11 protein-coding genes and 1 pseudogene are annotated in these 23085 nt (G+C 56.3%); 5 read left to right on the top strand and 7 right to left on the bottom strand.

The genetic code is table 11. The features are described 5' to 3' along the window. Positions 1-302: 302 nt before the first annotated feature. The 3 genes from ACQKP4_RS19960 to aqpZ all read right to left on the bottom strand — a co-directional run bounded on the left by ACQKP4_RS19960 (position 303) and on the right by aqpZ (position 3550). Positions 303-1343, bottom strand: a complete 1041-nt coding sequence (locus ACQKP4_RS19960) for an AraC family transcriptional regulator (protein ID WP_427635350.1) — start codon at positions 1341-1343, stop codon at positions 303-305. A gap of 3 nt (positions 1344-1346) precedes the next feature. Further along, complete coding sequence (locus ACQKP4_RS19955) at positions 1347-2477, bottom strand: carbon-nitrogen hydrolase family protein (RefSeq protein WP_427635349.1); 1131 nt, start codon at positions 2475-2477, stop codon at positions 1347-1349. Between the two features lie 374 nt (positions 2478-2851). Then, on the bottom strand, positions 2852-3550 hold the full coding sequence (aqpZ, locus tag ACQKP4_RS19950; protein WP_427635348.1) for an aquaporin Z: 699 nt from the start codon (positions 3548-3550) through the stop codon (positions 2852-2854). A gap of 188 nt (positions 3551-3738) precedes the next feature. On the opposite strand from aqpZ, the gene ACQKP4_RS19945 reads away from it, so the two are divergent. From ACQKP4_RS19945 to ACQKP4_RS19930, 4 genes are all read left to right on the top strand, one after another. Then, positions 3739-6546, top strand: coding sequence for an ATP-binding protein (locus tag ACQKP4_RS19945; protein ID WP_427635347.1), 2808 nt, complete (start codon positions 3739-3741; stop codon positions 6544-6546). Continuing rightward, positions 6536-7723, top strand: coding sequence for an EAL domain-containing response regulator (locus tag ACQKP4_RS19940; RefSeq protein ID WP_427635346.1), 1188 nt, complete (start codon positions 6536-6538; stop codon positions 7721-7723). The genes ACQKP4_RS19945 and ACQKP4_RS19940 overlap by 11 nt, the downstream gene beginning before the upstream one ends. A 103-nt stretch (positions 7724-7826) precedes the next feature. After that, entirely contained in the window at positions 7827-11060 is a 3234-nt protein-coding gene (locus ACQKP4_RS19935; RefSeq protein ID WP_427635345.1) for an ATP-binding protein, read from the top strand. 29 nt (positions 11061-11089) lie between these two features. Beyond that, complete coding sequence (locus ACQKP4_RS19930; RefSeq protein WP_427635344.1) at positions 11090-11737, top strand: response regulator; 648 nt, start codon at positions 11090-11092, stop codon at positions 11735-11737. A gap of 41 nt (positions 11738-11778) precedes the next feature. Here the strand turns inward: ACQKP4_RS19930 and ACQKP4_RS19925 are convergent, their stop codons facing one another. The 4 genes and pseudogenes from ACQKP4_RS19925 to ACQKP4_RS19910 form a co-directional block, all read right to left on the bottom strand. Further along, complete coding sequence (locus tag ACQKP4_RS19925) at positions 11779-12159, bottom strand: C40 family peptidase (protein WP_427635343.1); 381 nt, start codon at positions 12157-12159, stop codon at positions 11779-11781. Between the two features lie 333 nt (positions 12160-12492). Then, a complete protein-coding gene (locus ACQKP4_RS19920; RefSeq protein ID WP_427635342.1) occupies positions 12493-12891 on the bottom strand; it encodes a hypothetical protein in 399 nt (132 codons plus the stop codon). A 320-nt stretch (positions 12892-13211) separates the two neighbouring features. Then, entirely contained in the window at positions 13212-20156 is a 6945-nt protein-coding gene (locus ACQKP4_RS19915; protein ID WP_427635355.1) for an autotransporter outer membrane beta-barrel domain-containing protein, read from the bottom strand. A 732-nt stretch (positions 20157-20888) separates the two neighbouring features. After that, positions 20889-21020: pseudogene (locus ACQKP4_RS19910) on the bottom strand (ESPR domain-containing protein); the annotation flags it as partial. A gap of 1068 nt (positions 21021-22088) precedes the next feature. Here ACQKP4_RS19910 and ACQKP4_RS19905 point away from each other — a divergent pair. Further along, positions 22089-23085 (top strand): MotA/TolQ/ExbB proton channel family protein (locus tag ACQKP4_RS19905; protein ID WP_427635341.1); only part of this gene is annotated, 997 nt, incomplete at its 3' end.

Genomic DNA, 23085 nt, shown 5'->3' with positions numbered 1-23085 from the left:
AGCTGGCTCTCAAATTGATCTGCATCACTCCGGGCCGCATCCCTGCCGCCTCTGTCGAAAAATCCTCTGATAAATTCCTGACCGCCTGCTACGTTTTAACAAGTAGCCGCTGAGCGGCGCGCGCGCGTCATTTTTCTTTCACATGGGCACTTTATGCTCAGGGCGTTGGTCATTTATTCAGGCATTTTTTAAACGAGCGGTGGGGGACTGGAAATGGACGATTATCAAGAAGAGCTGCTCGAGTATCAGGCGTTCGAACTGGACCCGCTGGAACCCGCTGAAGACGCAACCGAGCTGTAACGTCAGGCGGATTGGCGATGACTGCGGCGAAACTCGCCGGGAGTCTGGCCAGTCCAGCGTTTGAAGGCGCGCTGGAACGCTTCGGCTGAAGCGAACCCCAGCAGGTAGGCGATTTCCCCGAACGCCAGTTCAGTGTCGCGAATGTAAGTCATGGCGAGGTCACGACGGGTGTCGTTGAGAATTGCGCGAAATTGCGTGCCTTCCTCGGCGAGTTTGCGGCGCAAGGTCCAGGTCGGCAGCTTCAAGCGTGCCGCCACTTCTTCCAGGTCGGGTTCCCGGCCACCATTGAGCAACGGCCCCAATAGCTGAGTGATGCGTTCACGCAGGCTGCGGGTGCGCGTCAGTTGCTCCAGCTCGCGCTCACAGACTTGCAGCAAGTGCCGCCAGGTGCTCGGGCAGTGTTCCGGGTTACGTTGGGCCAGGCTTTCGAGGTTCAGGCGCAGTTGGTTATGCTCGGCGCCAAACTGAATCGGGCAGTCGCCGAGTGCCCGATATGCGTCGCGATAATCCGGTGCTTCGAACTCGATCTCGATGCGTTCGGCGCGCAACGGGGCAGGGCTCACGCTGGATAACTGCTGCAACCAGCCGGCGATGATCGAATCGATCACGAAGCGGTTGTAGGCGTTGTAAGGGCTGATGGAATAGAAGCGCAGCCATGCGCCTTGAGCGTCTTCATGAAAGCTCGACTGCCCACGATAGTTGGAGCCGTAAAGCGCTTCGAAGCGAATCAGGCAACGCGCTGCTTCACGAACTGTCGGCGCCTGCGCGGCGGTCACGCCAGCCAATCCCGCCTGGCTCAGGCGACTGAGTTGGCCCATGCGCAAACCCAGCGCCGGGTTTTCAGTCAGTTGAATCGCGCCGTGTCCCAGGCGCATGTAGCGCGGAATCGACAACCGCGCACCAGCCTCGGCCAAGCGCGCGGCATCCAGACCGTATTGTTCGAGCAGCGGTTGCGGGTCCGCACCGTGGCTGCGCACGGCGTCGGCGAGGCTATGGACAAAGCCCACCGACAAATCCCCAAGGCGCATCGGCAGCGGTTTCATGATTTACAACCAGAGGTTCAGCAAGCGTGCGCCACGGCTATTGCCGTCGACGAAATGCTGGCCGTTGCTACTGAGAAAACTTTGACCAGCACTGCCTTGATCCCAGAACTGGCCACGCAGGAACACGCTGATGCCGGCGATGGCCTGGCTGCTCGGCGGTTGCGCGGTCAGTGTCAGGCGATGCCAGGCCTGTCCTTCGCTGAGTTCACCGGCCTTGAGGCTGACCGAGCTCGGCGTGGACAGACCTTTATAGCCGCGCCATGGTTTGTCCCAGGTGCCGCGCCCAACCACATAAGCCGGAACCGCCACCAACTGCGCGCCCTGAGCGTCGAGCTTGCGGTAATTGTCCGGGTACCAGCTGTCGCTACCGATCAGCACGCCCAGGCGTCCGGCCGGGGTGTCGACCACGTTCGGGGAATGTTGCTCATCGGCCTCGATAACGTCCTGTTGATCGAACACCGGGTGCATCTGGCGCTGCGGTTGGCCGATCGGCAGGCCATCGCGGCCAAACACCACGCTGCTGTTGTACAGCGCGCCGCGGCCGATTTTCAGCCGACCGTCGCTGACGCTTGGCTCGGGCAATACGATGGTGCCGGCCACCAGCGTCACGTGAAATTCTTTGGCTAGCCCACCGAACAGCGCCTGGTAGTTCTTGGCCATGTCTTTGGCTTTCATCCGCAGGTGCGCATCGTCCATTCGACTGTCGCCCTTGGCGCTTGCCAACGCGCGCAGGAACTCCAGCGGATTGCTCGCCGCCAGCCAGTTCATTGCTTCCTTGAGGGTGCTGGCCTGGTACAGCTCATCTTTCTCGCCGCTGACCATCAGCCAAGTGCCGATATGTTCAGGCAATACGACCACGGTCTTGTCGTTCAGCAAGCCTTGGTCCTGGGCTTTCTGCAGATACGCCGCGAGTTTGCGGTGCAAGCGCTCGGGGCTTTGATAGTCGGTAGGAAACAGCTCGGGCTGGATGCCCAGCAGGTTGCCGCGATCGGCCGGGGTGCCTTGATCGACCGCCAGATTGATCCGCAGGTCCGACAGGTAGTGACCCACCGGGCGATCTGCGGCCCACATCGCGTAGGTGGTGAGGGCAGCAATTAATGCCATGGAGAACGTCAGGTACAAAAGTTTGCGCATGGGGAAACAGTCAACGGCCGTGTGCAGGCATGGATGTCGTGTGGATTTGAATCGAGGATAAAGGGAATCAAAGGGTTACGGGGGGAAAATCTGTTTTCTCTGGCTGATTTCTCGCTTGCGTCTGAATTTCAACGGTTAAGCGCAGCAATAACTGAATCAGAAAAGGGGAGGAGTGCTGGCGGGTTCCGGGTTTGGCGTCCTTCACGCCGAGGAGATCATGTTGATATAGATGGAGTCCAGGGCTGTGGTCGAGACACCTGCACCTTCGCGAATGGTCAGTGAACGCCTGGAGCGTTGGTTTTGATACTAAGCGGCGTGATTCAGTATGAATTTCCAGGAAGTATCAAACGTGCTCCAGGCGCGTGTGCTGCGGTTTAGGCGTTTGTCTTGCCTAACCAGCGATAAGTCAAGCCGCCGATCATTGCGCCCATTATCGGCGCTAGCCAGAAGAGCCACAGTTGTTCGATCGCCCAGCCGCCGACAAACAGTGCGGGACCGGTGCTTCGAGCGGGGTTAACCGAGGTGTTAGTGACCGGTATCGAAATCAGATGGATCAGCGTCAATGCGAGACCAATCGCAATAGGTGCCATCCCCGCCGGCGCACGTTTGTCAGTGGACCCCAGAATGATCAAAACAAACATCGCGGTCATGATCAGTTCGGTAGTGAACCCCGCGATCATCGAATAACCAGCGGGTGAGTGCTCACCATAACCGTTCGCGGCAAAGCCGTTGGCGGGATCAAATCCAAATTTTCCACTGGCGATGAAGTACAGAAGCGCCGCTGCGATAGTCGCACCGATAACTTGTGCAATAACGTAAGCCGGTAACTCTTTGGCCGGAAACCGGCCACCGAATACAAGCCCGACCGAGACTGCAGGATTGAGGTGGCAACCCGATATATGCCCGATGGCAAATGCCATGGTCAGTACTGTCAAGCCAAAGGCTAATGAAACCCCCAACATGCCAATACCACCTTCACCCGGTGATACGGCAAGAATCGCGCTGCCACAACCTCCAAGTACAAGCCAGAACGTACCGATTAACTCTGTTGTTGAACGTTTAAGAAGGGACATAAGAGTGCCTTATAAAGAGTGGGGGCGGGACTCTAGTCAAAAAGGCGTGTTAGCTCTTTAGGCGATTTCTTAAAAGTTCTGATGATTCACGCTCGGGGTGTATTAACTTTCGAGGTGTTGAATTTTTCCTGTGGTTTTTTAGGGTTTGCCTGATAGTCACTCTGGTAGCAGGCTCTTACTCTGAGGGCATGAAGCTAAAACACTTTTTAAAATCGACAGACTCGTTCTTCTCGACGCCCAAAGCGGCGCGCAAGCTGCTGCGCCTGTTTGCCAAAGTCTTGGTGGGTGGCCTGGTGGGCGTAACGATGATTGGACTCGGGGCTATTCTCAGCAATGAGATTTCCGTGCGCCAAAAGCAGATGAGCGATGCAATTGCCGATGCCCGGGTGTTCTTCACTCAGCGCGAAGAGCTGATGCGCAGCCTGGATCTGCTGGTTTCGTCCGATGAGCGTTCGGCGCCGGATCAGAATAATCTTCAACACGAAGGTTGGGATGTTCGTCTCGGCACTGCCGCCCATCGCTGGTCACTGCACTTGCCGGATCGCATGATCAGCCATCTGGAGAAAAGCAACGTCAACTTGCTGTACGTCGCGGCACATCAGGACACCGCCGTGATACGGGTGATCGAGTCGGTTGTATTCGACGCGCCAGTACCCGCCGAGGTACTTCAACGTTTGGGCAGTATGACGCCAGGTAATTCCGGCGCCGACGGAGGAGTATGGATTAGCGATGAAAATCCGGCCCATCCGCGTTTATACCTGTTTACTCCGGTGGGTGAGGGTGATGCCCGGGTAGGCTGGATCGGCATGGAGATGGGGGCGGGCGATGTCTCCAAAGCGCTGCTCGAAGACACTTTGGGGCAGTTCACGCTATTGACCCAGAACGGCGACATCATGTTGAGCAGCGCGTCGCTCGCCACCCGGCCATTGCTACCACTGAATGACGGTCGTGAGTTCAGCTTTATTGGCAAGGGCCTGTGGCCCGACCAACTGGTGATGCACAAACCGCTGGAGTATTCGGGCTGGCAGCTGTTTTACGCGATCGATGTACGCTTATTGGTCCAGATATTCTGGTTGCCGTTTCTTGCTGCCATTTTATTTATCGCGGGCAGTACTGTTGCGGTCTGCCTGTTGGTGCGTCGCATAGAACGCCGACTGATAACGCCGGCGACGCGTCGTATTGATGCGCTCATTGAGAGTGAAGCATTCAGTCGCGCCGTGATCCAGGCAGCCCCGGTGGCGTTGTGCGTATTGCGCTGTGCCGACGGTCAAGTGGTGCTGGAAAATGCTTTGTCGCAGCAGTGGCTTGGCGAGTGCAACGAGCGGGAAAGACTTTGTCATGACTGGATCAAACGCGCCTTCGATGACGACTCGGATCAGTCGGATGAATTCGAAACAGCCGACGGCCGCCATCTCTATCTCAGTTTCGTCAGGACACGCTACAACGGGGAAGACGTGCTGTTTTGCGCGTTCAGCGATATCAGTTCGCGCAAACAGGTTGAAGCCGCGATGGCGCTAGCCAAACAATTGGCTGATGCCGCTAACGAAGCCAAGACATTATTCCTGGCAACCATGAGTCACGAGATACGCACCCCGTTGTATGGCGTCCTCGGTACTTTGGAACTGCTGGGCCGGACCGAGTTGAAGACTCAGCAGAAATCCTATTTGCAAGCCATTGAAAGTTCATCGGCGGCATTGCTGAACCTGGTCTGTGACGTACTGGACGTGGCAAAAATAGAAGCGGGTCAGTTGGCGCTGGAAGTCGTTGATTTTTCGCCTTTGGAACTCATGCACGATGTCGTTAACAGCTACATCGGGTCAGCGACGAAAAAGGGACTGCATCTATACTCCTACGTCGATCCGAAACTTCCGGCGATGTTACGCGGTGACCGGACACGTCTTCGCCAGATACTCAACAACTTGCTCAACAACGCGGTCAAGTTTACTGACAACGGACAAATTGTATTACGGGTCCAGGTGGTAAACAGGGACGATGAACGTATCGAGGTGAGGTGGCAGGTGGCGGACAGTGGGGTAGGTATTCGTCAGGAAGACCAACGGTTTCTGTTTGAACCGTTTTACCAGACCGTCGGTAACACGAACGTCATCGCCGGGACCGGGCTAGGGTTATCGATCTGTCAGCGCCTTGCAGCGCTGATGAACGGCAGCATTGGTGTGGTCAGTGCGCCGGGGCTTGGCAGCAGCTTCACCCTGAATTTGCCGCTTGAGCTCGCGCACTCTGCCGCCGGTTTCCCGACAACTGCACGGCTGTTGCCAGAGATGGTTCATATTTATTCGCCATCTCACGAAATGGCCGAATACCTTGCCTCCTGGTTGCGCAGTTGGGGAGCCAAGACACAGATTGGTCGGCAGGGCCTGGAGATCTCGAATCCCGACGATGTGCTTCTCGAGGTTTATCCGCACGAGCGCCAAAAAGCGCCAATGGAATGGGAAGGCCCACGGGTTGTTCTGAGTGCCGAAACGGGGGTTGAAATAACCTCGCCGAATCATTGGCATGTGAGTCCCAACGATCTGAAAGGTATTTTTGAGGCCGTAAGCCAGGCGCAGGGCGTTATCCAGCCCTCAGGGCTGAACATTGAACATGATCGACGCAAGCAGCTGAATCTGCGGGTGCTGGTGGCCGAGGACAACGTTATCAATCAGTTGATTCTCAAGGATCAACTCGAGGAGCTGGGCTGCAGCGTCAGGTTGGCAAGTGATGGCCAGGAGGCTTTGCTTGCCTGGCAAGGTAATGAATTTGATGTGATTCTGAGCGACATCAACATGCCGCGACTGAATGGATACGAGCTGGCTCGAGAATTACGTCGCGTAGGGTGTGACGTGCCCATCATTGGCGCCACCGCCAATGCGATGCGTGACGAAAGTGACCGTTGCCTGGAGGCTGGCATGCAGCAGCTTCTGGTCAAGCCGTTCAGTCTCAACGTGCTCTTCAACTGCCTGCAAAACTACGAAAGGAAGCCCGACGGTGTCGTATAGCATTCTGATTGTTGAAGACCACCCGTTCCAGCATGAGTATCTGCTCAACCTGTTCAAGGGCATGAGTGACGTAAAGCTAATGGCTGCTCACGATGGGAACGAAGCATTGGGGCTGCTCAAGCAGCATCGCTTTGACCTGGTATTGAGCGACCTGATGATGCCCGGAATGGACGGTGTGCAGTTCATCCAGAAGTTGGGCGCTTTGAAGAACAAGCCAGCACTTGCGATCATGAGTTCCACCTCAAGACGGACAATGATCAGCTCCAGCCTTGTGGCTAAAAGTGTGGGGTTAACGGTCATTGGGTTGATCTCTAAACCGGTAGGGTTTATTGATCTGCGCCGACTCTATGACAAGTTGAAGACCCTGGAATTGGCAAAGGTGCCAACGAGTAGCAGTGCGTTGGAACATGACCTGGGTTCTTTGCAGCAGGCGCTGGAAAAGGGGCAGATAGTGCCCTGGTTTCAGCCGAAAAAGGATTTGAGCACAGGGCGGATTGTCGCTGCCGAAGCGTTGGCTCGTTGGCAGCACCCCAGTCTAGGGCTATTGCTTCCGAAGGATTTTTTGCCGGCAATCGTCAGCAACAAATTGGAGGAGCAGATGCTGCTGCAATTTGTTGTTCATACCATAAAGGCTCAGGGCGCATGGGCCCGCCACGGCTATGAAATTCCTGTTTCAGTCAATTTACCGACCCATCTACTCGACATGGATGATCTTCCGGACAGGTTGCAGGATCTGGTTCTGAGTCACCATGGCAAACCTTCGGCCATCGGTTTTGAATTGATGGAATGTTCCACGACTGAAGACAACAGCCACTATTTCGCGGGTGCCTGCCGACTCCGGTTCAAAGGTTTTGGACTGGCACAGGATGATTTCGGCCAGGGTTACAGTTCTTATTTCAATCTGGTGTCGACTCCCTTCACCGAGTTGAAAATTGACCGTTCGTTGGTCAGTGGATGTGTCGAGAACGAGAGCATTGCTTCAGCCCTTGCCAGCATTGTCGCTCTGGGCCAGAAATTGGGACTCAATGTGGTTGCCGAAGGTGTCGAGACGCAAGAAGAGCTGGCGCTGTTACGCCGAATCAAGTGCGACCAGGTGCAAGGTTTCCTGATCTCGAAGGCGGTGTCGCCGGAGCAGTTCGAATCGTTGCTTATTCAGGATGGTCCGGCGAGTCATTGAAGCGGTGGGGCAAAGAATAAAATCGATGGTTCGGCAGCGCTGATCTCGACTATCGTCTAATTTCGGGCACGTTTTCATGTGACCTATGACGGAATGTGCACTGATGAAAATGGATACCGCGTTTGGTGCTCTAGCTCTTAGCTCGCTGCGCATTAGCACGGGTTTTTTATTGATGGCAGGTCTCGTCCTGTTGCTCACGGCGGCAACTTTTTGGGCGATGTTGCGCCTGTTTGACGACCAGGAAGTCAGGGCCGACTCTCACTTCCAGCATGTCATGGATAACATCCATGAACAGCAAGCGTTCCTGCAACGTGTCTCTGACAAGATGCTACATCCCGATGAAGATCTTGCGCGGGAACCCAACGTCCTGACCCGAAAATTGATGTTGCATAGCGACGGCATGGATATTTATCAAGCCAGTGAGCGTTCCTATTCGCTGCCTTTCACGTTGGCGCAGAGTGAGCAGGTGAGCGGGCATGAACTTGATTTAATGTTTGATATGGGTTGGCACTTGACCAACGCGTTCAGCCGTTTCTGGGCGGGATCGCGCTATCAGTCACCCCAGATCATGCTGTTCAGTCCCGATAGCCGCCTCACGATCGCAGTGCCCGCGATTGGTGAGTTGCGGGAACAACCTATTCCGAGCCTGGCCAATTTTGTGCGCGCGTCGGAGGACATCTTCAAACGCGTCAACGCCGACCCGCAAACGTTGACCGATCGCCAGGTACATTGGGTGTCGAGCGGAACGGGCTCGCAAGCCATGAATCATCAGATGATCGTCTACGTGGGGGCTTCGATTCCTTTTGATCGTTTCCGGCAGGAGAGCGGCATTCAGGATGTGGTTGTGTCTTCAGTCTTTGATCTTGATCGGCTTCGTGATGATCGGAGGCAGAGCGACATACCTGATTTTGATCAGCTCACGCTGATCGGTCCCGGCGGTAATGTACTGATAGGGGAAAAAGTCGGGCCTTCAGTTGCGCAGCCCGGGCTTTCGCTTTCAAAAAACGGTTTGTGGGTGACCCGATTCGCCAGGAATACGGCGGGTGAACAGTGGACAGCACACTATTTCCTGGGCTATGAAAATTTTTTCCTCTGGGCAAAATGGCCATTATTGCGTCTCCTGATCGTTTGCCTCTCGGTCATTGTGGCGGGGTGGTGGGCGTACCATCTGTATCGAACGCGCGTAGTAATGCCGGCCAAACGTGCCCATCAACAGTTGCTTGAAAGTCAGGCGTTCAGCCGCGCGATAATCGACATCGCCCCGGCGGGACTCAGCGTGGTTCGACTCAATGACAACCACATTGTCCTGGAGAATCAGCGTGCCAAAAATAATCGCGACGTGACGGAGGCCATTGTCAAATTGCTGGACGCCGATATTGCGGCCGGGGTGTGTATTGCGGTCGCCGAGCGTTATTACTTCGTGAGTTACACGCAGACCCGCTTTCAGGATGAAAACGTTTTGCTGTGTGTGTTCAGTGACGTGACACAGCAACATCTGGATTTCAACGCGCTGCGCGAAGCTAAAGCTAAGGCCGATCAGGCAAACAACGCCAAATCGGTCTTTTTGGCAACGATGAGTCATGAAATTCGCACGCCGCTGTACGGGGTCCTGGGGACGCTTGAACTGATGGGCCTGACTCATCTGGATCAGCGTCAGCGTGACTATTTACACGTCATTCAACGCTCATCCACCACGCTGTTGCAGCTGATCAGTGACGTGCTTGATGTGTCAAAAATCGAGGCGGGGCAGTTATCCCTGGAACCCGTGAGTTTCTGTCCTCTGCATTTGGCAGAAGATGCCTTGTCCGCCCATGTTGCCAACGCAGTGGCGAAGGGATTGCAGATCTACGCGTGCATCGATGCGGATATGCCGGACCTGCTTTACGGCGACCAAATGCGGATCTGGCAGATACTCAACAACCTGTTGAGCAATGCCATCAAGTTCACCGACATTGGTCGAATTGTGCTGCGGGGGCGGGTGCTCAAGGAAGAACAGGAGCAGGTGCTGATTGAGTTTCAGGTCACTGACACGGGCATCGGTATTTCGCAGGAGCAGCAATTGCACCTGTTTGATCCGTTCTATCAAGTGCGCAGCAACAACCTCGCAGGCGGCACAGGGCTGGGGCTGTCCATTTGTTACCGTTTCGCTGAGTTGATGGGCGGTGAAGTCCGAGTGGTCAGCGAACCTGGCTTGGGCAGCAGCTTTTCGGTGATGTTAACGCTGCGCAAAGTCATTGGCGGCTTGCCTGATGACCCCGAAATCGACCTCGATAACATTGCCACCTATGTGCGCGCACCGGTGCGGGAGTTGGCCGACAATATCAGCGACTGGCTCAATCGATGGGGCGCCAACGCGCAAGTTGTTACAGACACGGCGCAACACTCGGCTCCCGGCGCGCTGTTGGTCGATGTGCTGGGTTCCAGCCATCGTTCCATCGAATGGCGCGGCGAACGATTGATCTGTGATGCTGATGGACCGCTCCTGCCGGAATACAGCGAGCAGGGGTGGCGGGTCGGCGCCCATCACATTGGCGCTATCGCCAAAGGGGTCCTGATGAGTCAGCAGGCCTCGCCGGTTGAATCGCAGATGATCGAAAACGAACGGTCACCCAAGCTGGGATTACGGATCCTGGTCGCGGAGGATAACCCCATCAATCAGGGCATTCTCAAGGAACAACTGGAGGAGATTGGCTGTTTTGTCACGCTCGCCAGTGATGGGCAGCAGGCGTTGCAGGCGTGGGAGTCTGGAACGTTTGATGTGGTCCTTACCGACGTCAACATGCCGTTTTTGAATGGATACCAATTGACCGAGGCGCTGCGAAAGGCGGGCGTCGAGATACCGATCATCGGGGTGACGGCCAACGCAATGCGCGAGGAGGGCGAACGCTGCCGTGCCGCTGGCATGACGTCCTGGATGGTGAAACCGTTGAGCTTGAGTACATTGCGCGAGCGGCTACTGAAAACGAGCCTTCCAGACGACATCCAGGCGCCAGTGGTGACCGCCAGTAGCGTCAAAGCCAAAGGGTATACACCTGAACCTATCGCGCTGTCGGCCGGCATGCGCAGTTTGTTTTTGAGCACCATGCGCCAGGACATAGCCGCCACCCGCAGTGCGATGGTCGATCATGACCCGCAGCGCGTTCGGGAGAAGCTGCATGGCCTGTGTGGCGCTCTGGCAGTAGTGCAAGCCTCTGAGCTTTCGAGTGTTTTTGGATTACTGGAGCATCGCGTGAACGAGCAGAAGCTGACAGCATCCTTGGGTGATGACGTGGATGAAGCATTACAGTGGTTGTCGAACTTATTACAATCGCAAGATGCTTCGGCATCCGCTGAATGAGTCTTTCTGATAGTCGTCGGAGTGTATCTATGCAAAAGATAAAAGTAGTAATCGCGGATGATCACCCGATTGTTCTGTTGGGTGTACGCGAACTCATTGAGCGTGACGGCCGATTCGCCGTGGTAGGAGAAGCGGCGAGTTCCAGTGAGCTGGTGCGCATGATAAAAGAGCAAGGCCCTGACATCATCGTCACTGATTACAATATGCCCAGCGATTCGGTTTATGGCGATGGCTTGAAGATGATCGAATACCTGATTCGACATTTTCCAGACTTGCAGATACTGGTATTGACCATGGTGTCTAACGAGCTGATTATTTCGCGCCTGCACGATCTGGGTGTGGCGGGAATCGTCCAGAAAAGCCAGTTGCATCTTGAAATTCAAAAAGCGCTGAATGCCGTTAGCCAGCACCGAAATTATAAAAATCCAAGTCGCAACAGTGACACGGTGGTGCCTAACTCCGTGGGTGTGAACGAGCGCGTGGCATCGCTTTCTGCTCGAGAACTGGAGATTTTGCGCTTGTTTGTATCAGGGATGAGCCAACGAGATATCGCGCTGAGCCAAAACCGCAGTGCCAAGACGATAAGCGCGCAAAAGGTAACGGCTATGCGCAAACTTGAGGTGAAAACGGATCAGCAACTCATCACTTATTGCAATGAAGCTAAATTGTTTGAATGAGATCAGGCGTTTAGCTACAGGCGAAACTCAAGCGGGGGTGTTCACCTTTTGCTATTAAACCGACGAGCGCTGAAAAAGCGGTCGTTCCAGAACTGGTTGTTCATCGAGTCGATTCGTACATTTTTCCCGGTGCGGGGTGCATGAATGAATCGATTGTTGCCGATGTACAGGCCGACATGATCAACTTGTTTCTGATTACTGTAGCTGAAGAAAACGGCGTCACCTGGCTGTAGCTCATTGCGCGACACACGCTGGTAACGTTCTTTAATCATTGATGAGGTGGTGCGGGGTAGCACCATGCCCGCTTCCTTACGGAAGAGATAGACCAGTAAACCGCTGCAATCAAAACCCTTGGCTTGAGAAGTGCCACCGCGTTTATATGGCGTGCCAATCAATTCCTTGGCGCGCTCAACCACGCGCACGTTTGTCTTCCTGATATCGGATCCAGGCTTGCTTTGAAAGGATGAGTGGTCGTCGGCCCTGCTGTTAAACGGGAAAAAACTCAGGACAATAATGGAGATAATAAATAATAGGGAGCGCACGTCTTTATCACTGTTGAATTGGATACGAAGCAGTAGCGTATATTGACTGGTGTTCTTTGGCTGTAGGACGAATCTTATAGCTTCAGCTGTTTTGTTCGTGATTCAAACAGTTGGGGTGGTGCTAAACAACGAAGTATGAATGGCGCGGTTTTTATTCTTTCTGATGTTGTTTGAATGTTGGGTGTTTTCGTAAAGACCCACTTATCAGAACGGTTACCCCTGAACCGCTGGCGGCGGCGAGCCGCCGTTATGGTTGCCTTCGCCGCCCGTTAGCGGGGTGTATACCCAATCGCGCGAGGTGCGGTAGACATGGCCTGCCACAGAGACCACGCCGTAGCTGCCCTGGCCCTTCTTCGCGCCGATACGGTGGAATGCATCTATGCCGTCGCGGCGGACCAGACAGGAGTGGTGAACGCGAATCAGGCCGCCATCACCCGCCTCGATAAACCGTAAAGCCGTGTCACGTGCCAGTAGCCATTCAACACCCTGTCGATCACGGGCCGATATATATTTACAGTCTGACCAGAACGCCACAAACATGTTTGAGTCACAGACTTCCAGCCGGGCACGGCCATGTTCATCGCGGGTCTTTTGGTAGCGTTTAAGTTCCACAGTTACTGCTCTTTATACTGGGCAAAAGTTGATGTCGCCAATGACGAGTTAATGACTCAATGACAAGTATCGGTTCAATGCCGACAGACTATGCATTCACACGGGGTGTGGCTGTAGGACGATTCTGAACTTGACTCAAGTGCCACCGAAGTAGGGAGAGGGGAGGGCAGTTAGGGGGCAGGAACACTCATTCGCGAGCACTCAGGTATGCGGTGATACCCAACAACAAAAAAAGCCCCGCAAACGCAAGTTTGCAGGGCTTTTTTGGTCCAGCCTTTCCAGTCAATCCTGAGCCAGCATCGGCTCAGGTGCCTGACCGTTTACCAGAGGTAGCGATAACCCAGGGTGACACCAAACGGTTGTTCAATGTCGCTGCCCTTGGCGTACTCGGCATCCAGCGAGATTTTGCTGTTCTCGGTGAGTTGCATGACGCCGCCCACACCCATTTCGGTCCGATTGCCTGGCAACTTGGCGTCCAGCTTGATGCCGTTGACCCGTACCGAGCTGTCACCACCGTGCTCGGTGACGTAGGACGCTTTGGCGTAAGGTTGAACCTTCATGCCGTTGCTCATCTCGATGCTGCGACCGACCAGGCCACCCATGCGGCTTTGCAGGCTGTCCAGGTCGTCCGCTTTCACTTTCAGGCCGTTGCTGGCGGTGTAGCGACCACCCTCGGTCTTGGTCGCGGTGATTTCCAGTTGCGGCTCGACGAACCAGCCATCCTTCAGCTGAATGTGTTTGCCCACTTCGACGTCGATCCCGACACCGTTGGTGTTGTACGAACCCTTGACCTGTTCGCCGGTGTTGGTCGGGGTCTTGATGTCGTTGTCAAAACGGCTGTACTTGGCCACGGTATCGACATAAACGCCGCTGTCGTGCAGGTAAGTGGCGTAAACACCGCCAAACTTGCTGTCGACGTCGCCGGATGCGCCTTCACCGAAGTTGGTGTCCGAGTGCGCCGTACCGACCATGCCGCCGATGTACACCTTGCCGCTGGCGAGCGTGATCGCTTTGTCGGCACCGATTTCCATGCCGCTGATGTTCTGCTCATAGGCGCGGCTGGAGTTCGCACCGACGTCAAAGCGCTTGCCGATGGCGCGGGTCCAGATACCGCCTTCGTCGTTGCCCATGCGCAACTCACCCATACGTTTTACCAACGCGTTCATTTGTGCGCTCCACAGGCTGGCGCTTGCGGTTTGCGCAGCGACGGCGGCGTTGGCGCCTTTGGACAGGTCAGCCGGTTTTGGCGCCGGAGTCGGGGCCGGCGTCGGGGTTGGAGTCGGCGTCGGCGTTGGCGTTGGAGTCGGATCCGGTGTCGGGGTCGGCGGAACCGGGGTGGCCGGAGAGCTCAATACCCAGTTATCGCCTTCCTGATTCAGCGTGTAGCGGAACGCACCCACGTCGACGGAACCGCCCGCCAGGTTGAAGCTGCCGCTGCCACCGTGTGTTTCCACCAGGGTCAACTTGCCGTCAGCGCTGACCGGTTCGCTACCGCTGTCGGCTACCAGCAACTGGTGTTGGCCGTTGGTGTCGCCACCGACTTTGATCAGGTCGCCAGAGAGCGAATCGATTTGTGTGTTCATCACAAACTGACCGTTACCGCTCAGATCACCCTTGATGTCCAGGGTGTTGCCTTCCTTGGAGTTACCGAGTGTCACCAGCCCGTTGTTGTTCAGGTTGCCGCCAATGGTGAAAGTCTGGGCGGCCGTGCTGTTGGCCCCGGCCATCAGGGTACCGGCGTTGTCGATCGAACCAGCCACACCACCCACACCACCAAACCGGGCGCCGGAGGCAATGTTGACCTGGCTGCTGGCCAGGGTCATTGGCGCGGTGTCGCTACCGAACAGCAACGTACCGTTGTTGACTTGCGTGGTGCCGGTGTACGCCACGTCGCTGCCCAAGGTCACGGTGCCCGCGCCATTTTTGCTCAGGTTGCCCGAACCCTGTACCACGTTGCCCAACTGCCAATCAGTGGCGGTATCGAGCACCAGGTTGCCGTCGTTCTGCACCTGGGCGTTGCCGAGGCTGTTCGCCACCAGCGCGGTCAGGCTCGAGGACGTATCAATGGCGATGTCGCCGTTGAAGCCTTTGTTATCACCGCCCAGGATCAGGTCGCTGACGTTCTTCGCGATGACTTGGCCAGCGCCGGTCAAGGTGTTTTGCAGGGTGCCGATCACACCGTCCAGGGTCAGGCTGCCTTCATCGGCAATCGTCCCTTTGCCCAGGCCGGCCGCATTGTTCAGCGTGGCAGTGGCGCCGTTGGCGATGTTGATGGTCGCGTTCAGGCCGCTGTTGGCACCGGCAACGGTCAAGTCGCCGGCCGCGATGTTCAGCGAGCCGCTGCCGGTCAGAGCACCGTCGGACACACCGCCATTGGCGAGGGTCAGCGCGCCGCCATTGAGGTTGAGCGTCGAACCTTTCTGGCCGGCGAGTTCACCCACGGTCTGGGTTTTGCCGTTGAGGTCCACTTTCGCGGCGGCGGCAATGTTCAGAGCCGAGGTGTTGCCCAGAGCATTATTGTTGCCAAGGCTCAGGGTGCCCGAAGATACCGAGGTCTGACCGGTGTAATCGTTCGTCAGGTTCGACAACGAAACAGTGTTGGTAGCGCCGATGTTCAGGTTGCCGCTACCGGTGACTTTCGCCGACAGGTCGGATGCGGCGCCGCTGGCGCTGCCTTCGTTCAGGGTCAGGCTTTGACCGGCTTGCAGGTCCAGTTGCTGCAGACGATAACCCACGTACAGACCATCGCTGGCAACGCCGGTGTTCACGCCGTAGTCGTAAGTAGCGACGGCCACTTTGTTGCCGCCTTGGGCAAGATCAAGGTTGGTTGCAGCCGAGATCGCCTTGCCGTTTTGATCAACCAGCGCCAATGCACCGCCTTTGCCGACGACCGAAGTTGCGCTAATCAATTGCACGCCGTTGTTTACGTCATCTTGTTCCAGCAACGACACGGAACCGGCAGGCACGGTCGCAGGGACCAGGTATTGCACAGGCATATTGACCTGTACGGTGCCGGCACCGCTGGCGTCCAGCTTGCCCGCCGTGATGTGGCTGCTGGAGACGCGTTGATCCGGCACGGTGGCATTGAACTTGACCGTACCGCCATTGAACGCGATGCCGCCGATGGTCTGCTCGCCATCGGCCACAGTGGTGACGTTGTTGCTGTCGACGCGCAGGGTGGCGTTCTTCAGCGCCGCGGTGTTGTTGCCGCCCAGCGCGAAAGTACCCAGGCCCGCTTGCACGGTACCGGTAAAGGCTGTGCCGGCCGACGCGGCGAAGTTGAACGCGTCGCTGGCTGCACCCATGGTGGCGGCAATCACGCCGTTGCCTTTCAGCGCATGCGCCAGCGTGTAGCCGCTGCCCGCCAGCGGGTTAAGCGCCAGGGTCGAGGTGCCATCGATATCGATCGTGCCGACGCCGCCCGCGGTGTCGGTCATCTTGATCAGATCGGCGGTGGTGATGGTCGAGTTGTTACGCAGTTGCATCGTCTCGAAATGGTCCACCGCGGAAGACAAGGTGCGCGTGCTGCCGTCAAAGGTCAGCGTGTCGTTACCGCCGCCAATGCCGCCATCGAGCGAAGTAAAGGTGGCCGCGCCTTTCACGGTCACCGCGTTGACACCAGCGCCGCCCTTGACGTTGGCCACCGAAGAGCCGTCGTTGAGGGTGATGGTGTTGGTGCCCGAGCCCATCAGGATGTCACCGGCAATGGTGCCGCTGTTGACGGCCGTGTTGTTGCCAGCGCCCAGGTCAACGTTACCAACGATTTTGTTGTTGTTAACCAGGCTCGAATCCTGACCATCAAAGCCCAGTGCAGTCATTGCCGCACTGGCGGCCTGGATCAGGCCGTCGTTGATCACCGATTTGGTGCTGCCCAACGCGACAACCGCCGCGTTGACCGAGTCGGAAATCAGGTTGCCGGTGTTGGAGAAGGTCGACACGCCACTGAGAGTGACAGCCGAACCACCGCCCGCCGCTACGTTGACGTTCGCGCCGTTTTTCACGTCGCCGCCACCGGTGTGCTTGACCGAAATACCGGTGCCATTGGCGCCCGTCACATTGATGTTCAGGTCATTGGAAGTGGAGAAATCGACGTTGTTCGACATCGCCCCGCCGGTCGCTGTTTCGAACGCCAGGCCAGTGCCCGCGCCCTTCACATTGATCGTACCGGCGTTGGTTTGCGCCAGGGAGGCGGCCGTGCGCACACCCTTGCCATCCATCACGTCAATTTTCGTGGTGTTGGTCAATTGAATGCCGGAAATTTCAGCCTTGTTTTCAATGCCGTTGCCGCTGCCGGCACCCATCGAGGCCATGTCAATGAATGCACCGTCGACGATCAGGCCTTTGGCGCCGGTGTCGAGCAATACCGCGTGGGCGGTGCCGCTGGCGGTTACTACGCCAATGCCGGAACCGACCAGGTCCAGCGAAGCGTCCTGGCCAATCTTGATGGCGGCAGTGCCGTCGGTGGCTTTGATCAAACCGGATTTCACGTCGATTTTCGAGTTGGCGCCCTGCACGGCAACAGCCACACCGTTGACCAGGATGTCTTTGTGGTTCTCGAACTGGCCGTCTTTGATCAATACGCCAGTGTTGTTGGTGCCCGTCGTCAAGTCGATGGTGCCGTTGTTGATCAACAGACCCTGATTCTGCGTTACAAAACCTTTGGCATTGGACAGCGTCGAGCTCAACGTCGCGTTGTTGGTCAAGGTCGAGCCGGCGTTGCTGCGGATCACCGTGGTGCCGTCGATCCCGTATTCGTTGCCATCGACTTGGCCGGCGATCGCGCCGTCACCGACCAGCGCAATGTTGGTGCCTTGCTCAAGCGTAGCGTGAGCGCCACCTTGTACCAGCACGGACATGGCGTCTTTGCCCAGGACCTGGAAGTCCGAACCGGCAGAGGCGGTGACGGTCGTGCCGTCGCCGGTCGCCCAGATGCCACGGGCGCCAGTGCCCGAGGTTTTCATCTTCAGGATGCCGCTTTGGGTTGCGCCGGCTTCCAGACGGAACAACGTCGAATTGGTCCCGGACGAATCCAGCACGGTGCCCTGCGGAATGTTGGTGTTGATCGTCGAGCCAGTGCCACCGACCAGGAACGCGATCTGATCAGTCACGCTTGGGCTCTGCGAGAACACAGGGACGGCAGTGCCCGACAGGTTGACCGTGGCGCCGTTATGAACGGCCACCCCGATGGCGCCTTGACCTTGCATGTCGATGACACCGGCGGTCATGTCAACGGACACGGCCTTGCCGCTGGCCGAGATGCCGGTGGTGCGGTTGGCATTGCTGCCGCCTTTGAGCGTCAGGTTGCCGGAGTTGCTGAGCTTGGTCGCCAGCGCCTCGGAAGAGGCATTCAGGCCGATACCGCCGTCTTGCACGGTGATGGAGCCCGAGTTACCGCCGGTCGAACCTTCCAGCACCTGGATGCCAGTGGTGTTGGCGCCGGTGAACACGATGTTGCCGGAGTTGTTGAGGGCCGCGCCGTTCTTGGCGATGTAGCCCGTGACGCCGTCCAGCGACGAGTTGAGGTTGGCGGCCGCCAGCAGCAGAGTGCCGGTACCGAAGGTCGCGTCGCCGGCGTTTTTGCTGACGTCGTTGAACACGCCAGGGAACGAAGGCTCAACCGGTGTGCCATCGAGCAAATACGCTCGACCGTCGGCGATACCGGCAATGGCGCCCTGGCCAGACAAGTTGATGGTGGCATTGGAGGCGATTTTGCCCTGTGCACCACCGGCGACCAGGACACCGGTCGCGCCCTTGCCGGTCAGGTTCATGGTCATGCCGCCCGAGTTAAAGGCAGACACGTCGGCGCCCGTCGTACCGGTGACCATCACGGCTGTCGAGTTAAGGCCCGAAGCGGTCAGCGAAGAAGCCGCACCCGCACCGCCCGTGAAGTCTGCACCGGCTTCCATGCGATACAGCACGGAACCTTCGGTCGAGACATCTTGAGCACCGGTGCCGGCGTTGGTGATGGCCGCACCCGGGCCGTAGGCAAAGTAGCCGATCTGTTTCTTACCGCCCGAGAAGTTGACCGTGCCGTTGCCGGAGATGGTGATATTGCCCAGGTTACGAGCGTGCACACCGATGGCGCCGTCGGCAATCAGGTTGACGGCACCGCTCAAGGTCACGGAGCTACCGGCACCCTCGGCCCACAGGCCGTAGTTGGCCAGCATTGGGTTAGGAGAACTGGCAACGTTGACCGTGCCCGAGCTGGTCGCTTTGGCGCCGGCGATGGCCTTGACGCCCACGCCGTTAACGCCATTTAAATTGATAGTGCCGGCGTTGTCGATGGTGGAGGTGGCAATGTAGTCGGTGGCTAAAATGCCGGTGTTTTGCAACGGTGAACCGCTGACGGCGCCATTGATGGTGATCACACCATGGTTCACCACGTTGGCCGTGTTGGCGCGGGTGACGGTGATGGCATTGGAATTCTGCATGCCACTGCCAATGATGATCTGGCCCAGGTTGTCGACTTTGCCGCTGTCGGTCACCTGAATCGCGGTGCCCCCGGCTGCGATGCTTGTATCAGCGCCACCGGCCGCGAGACTGCTGGCCAACGTGCCGTTAGGCAGTTGTGCGCTCGCGCCCCGACCTACGTACATCACGCCGGACGCGGAGTTGGTGACTTTACCGTTAGAGGCAGCCAGCACGCCAGTCACTGGGGAATAAAGGGACGAATTGTTGACACCTATGTTCATGGCGCCATTGTTGATGAATTCACCACCAGCGGTAGGTTTGAAAGCAACGAAAGTGAGGGCGCGCAAGTCTTTGTTGACCGCGCCGATGTTTACGATTCCGTTGTTAGTCAGTGCCGAACCAGTGCCGGTTACGGTGTTAGCACCACCGATGTAAACCGTATCAGCGCTACCAGGTGCGGCATTGCTATCGACTGAAGAGTAGCCCCAAGTTAATACGCCATTGTTCACGCCCTGCGCGCCTGAGCTGACAACAAAGGCGAGACCTTCGTCCGCTGATTGCGCTATGCGCCCATCATTGATAACCGTCGCGCCGTTACTACCGGTGAAAATGATGCCCTGTTGCATGTTCAAAGACGTACCGTCCGGGTTGGCGACACGTGCAGTCGCTTGGGCACCCGTGGCTTCGAGCAGGGTGCGACTGCCCACAGCGAGAAAAAGTGGGTCGCTGGCAGGAAGGGGGGTATCGCTACCGGTTGGCATGACGTGGATCATTACGTTGGTGGTGCTATAAGCCAGCTTGACCGACGCATCATACTGGGAATAGTCGATACGGCCGGCCTTGAGCTCTGCCACCAACCAACTGTTGTACTGATTTAAAGACGAAAGATCGGTAACAGTATGTGAACTGACCTGACCCGTTTTGTTGGTAACGGAAAACTCGCCTGCGTAGTTGACGCTGGCAATGGTTTTGTCAAACGGCGTGCTACCACCTACCGGTGTAGAGATCGAATAGGACGAGGCAAAATTGACCAGGTTTCCAGATGTCCATACGGCTTCCGCAGCCCGGTTCGTACCATCTACTTTTACCAATGAGCTTTGTTTGAGGGCACCCGGAACGATACTGCCGTCGAGGTTGACCGTGAGTTTGCCATTGCTCACGTTAGCCAAGCGAAGATCAACATAGGGTGTACTATCGGGCAAGAAAAGCGTTACAGCGTTAGCGGAGTTTGAACCGGTAAAGTTAGCGCCGAGGGCTCCTTGGGCAAAGGAAGAGGAGGAATACACGGCAACGGAAATCAAGTTGCCGGTAATGGGGTCGGGAATAGAGACCGTGTCACTCTTGGTGCCCACGACTAATTGCTGTTTTCCTGTGAGGTCTGGCGCGATAACGTACCCCAGAGCAACAGCATCGGCAAAACTGACACTTTGAGTGCCGGTCGAAGCAATTTTAAAAGAGATTTTACCTGTAAGGCTATGGTCGCCTGCAGTATCGAAAGTTAAAGCGCCTACTTCGTTGTTGTTTGCAGCCGCGCTCCAATTAGTTTGAATGACAGCATCGGTCGCCATCGCGGAAATAGAAAACATCGCCGTTGCACCCAACAATGCAGCGGTCATCTTTTTAATCGAGCTCGACTTGGTCTTGCCCTTGGCAGTTTCAGGAACAACGACGTAAGCGCCCAGTGCGTCATTCCAAACAACATGATAACTTTTGTTCATGAGATCACCTATGAGGTAAATAATATTAAAGCTAGCGGTCGGTCTGAGTGGCCGGCGTCGAAGTTGATGTTCTGTATGGGCAGCACCGATCAAGAAGGGCTTTTTTGCTTCTGGATATTCCAGTGCTACTAAGAACGATGTTCGATGTAATAAAGGTAGCAAGACCTCCCACCTATTGATTTAGGACGTTTCTTAAAAGGACCGTTCGTATACGTTGGGTAGGGCGGAATGCGATTGTGATCGTTCGGCGCCGGCGCTCATTCAGTGGCTTGATTGTGCGGAGTCTTTTTTTGTTGTGGCAGCGCTTTAAACGCAAAAGGCTGGCTGAATTTTGAAGTAGACGCTGGGGTATAAATAATAGAAATTTCATGTGGTTGCGGGTGAATCGTTTATGCGTAATTGCAGAGTCAGCTATTTGACGGATAAGTTGAGTTTTTCAATTGCGTAATTAATTGCTCAAGTAGGTACATAGAAGAGCAGGGGTGGCGACAGTTAATAGCGGTCATGGCGTCCGCCTGTGGCAAATTCAAGGCAAAAAAAGACGACCGCCTTTGGGGGAGGTCGCCGTCGAAAAAGTTTCGAAAGACGTTTGCGTTAAACAAGGATGCTGAACCTTTGAGAAAATCGATCCCTTACGACGTGAGTGATCTTCTTGCGGTGCCCGCAGCATCCCGAGAACACTCCGCCATTAGGATCTTCTGTCTCGCCATTTGATATAAGAAAAATCTTAAAGGGCCGCTTGAGTTGCTGGGCGGTCAAAGCACGAAACTATTTATAAAGTTTCATTGGTTATGTCGACGGGAAGAGTGACGTGTTCATTGGGCTGCGTTATTTCATTATTACTACTGCGAATCAGGGTCTTGTTTCTCTGTTGTGTCACCTTGTTTTAAGTCGGCGAAACTAAGATTTGTCCTATGTATCGCTGAGAGACCGGGTAGTAGCATTCTCTATTCATAAAGGCGAGTCGTTTTGTTCTCGCTTCGCATATTGCAGCCGATTGATCTTGTTTTTCAATGCGCAAGACGGGCGCCTATGTGCATTCGGATAGTAAATAGTGGAGATACGTTAATGCCAATGATGAAAGTTAGAAAGCCACTCATCGTGATGGGCGCGCTGTTTTCTGCCGCCGTGGCCGGTGCGGTGGTTTTCGCTAAAGCCATTGAGGAAACGTGGCACCACAACCCTGTGGCCAACTCGGCGATTCTTGGCCTGCTCGGCGCTGGCCTGGTCTACACGCTCTACACGTTGATCTTGCTGTGGCGCGGTCAGCGTCAGTGGCGCGAGTTCGAAAACAACCTGATTACCTGGAGCGACTCCACCAAGCTGAAGGGCGTGCTCTCGTTTTTCAACGGCCGGCTCGAGAGTGAGTTGGGTAGCCACGACGCTCAATTGCGCGAGGAAATCATTGCCTCGTTCGAGTCGAGCCTGGACCTGCGATCCCGACTGGCCGAGTACATGGCCGGGTTGTTGATCGGCCTTGGGCTGCTCGGCACCTTTATTGGCCTGATGTCGACCATGGGCAGTATTGGCTCGGTGCTCGATGCGCTTAACGCCCCGGGCGGTATCAAAGTGGCGGACATGCTCAGTGGCCTGTCGCAGCCTTTGGCCGGGATGTCTTCTGCTTTTTCGGCGTCGTTGATGGGGTTGCTTGGTTCGCTGTTGATGGGCGCTATCGCACAGTTCATGTCGGACGCCAATGACAACCTGGTGCAGCGCATTCGCTCCTGGTCGCAGATTCGTAACGTCAAGGAAGAGGCTGGCGCATTGCGCTCGCACACGGGCAGTGATGGATCGGAAGCTCACCGGCACATCCTTGCCGCTCGTGCGGCCCACGCGGAAATGATGAGCGAACTGGTGACCTGGCGTGAGCGCTCGGCCACCCGTGATCAGGCATTGCTCGCGGCTGTCGAACAGTTGTTCGTGTTGGGCGGGCAGCACTACAAGGTGCAGGCCGAAGTGCCCCAGTTGCTCAAGTCGATGAACGAGCAACTGAGCGCATTGACCGCCACCACCCGCTCGTTGGCAGATGGCATGTCCAGAACCCAGGACAGCATGAGCCGGATCG

Source organism: Pseudomonas sp. NPDC086278, from assembly GCF_050280905.1.
Lineage (GTDB): Bacteria > Pseudomonadota > Gammaproteobacteria > Pseudomonadales > Pseudomonadaceae > Aquipseudomonas.
Note: the sequence above shows the minus strand (reverse complement) of the source record. Positions and strands in the feature narration are given on the sequence as shown.

Bases quoted from the DNA above. Each gene is read 5' to 3' on its own strand.
- ACQKP4_RS19930 (WP_427635344.1), top strand. From the start codon at position 11,090: ATGCAAAAGATAAAAGTAGTAATCGCGGATGATCACCCGATTGTTCTG.
- aqpZ (WP_427635348.1), bottom strand. From the start codon at position 3,550: ATGTCCCTTCTTAAACGTTCAACAACAGAGTTAATCGGTACGTTCTGG.
- ACQKP4_RS19945 (WP_427635347.1), top strand. From the start codon at position 3,739: ATGAAGCTAAAACACTTTTTAAAATCGACAGACTCGTTCTTCTCGACG.
- ACQKP4_RS19955 (WP_427635349.1), bottom strand. From the start codon at position 2,477: ATGCGCAAACTTTTGTACCTGACGTTCTCCATGGCATTAATTGCTGCC.
- ACQKP4_RS19960 (WP_427635350.1), bottom strand. From the start codon at position 1,343: ATGAAACCGCTGCCGATGCGCCTTGGGGATTTGTCGGTGGGCTTTGTC.
- ACQKP4_RS19935 (WP_427635345.1), top strand. From the start codon at position 7,827: ATGAAAATGGATACCGCGTTTGGTGCTCTAGCTCTTAGCTCGCTGCGC.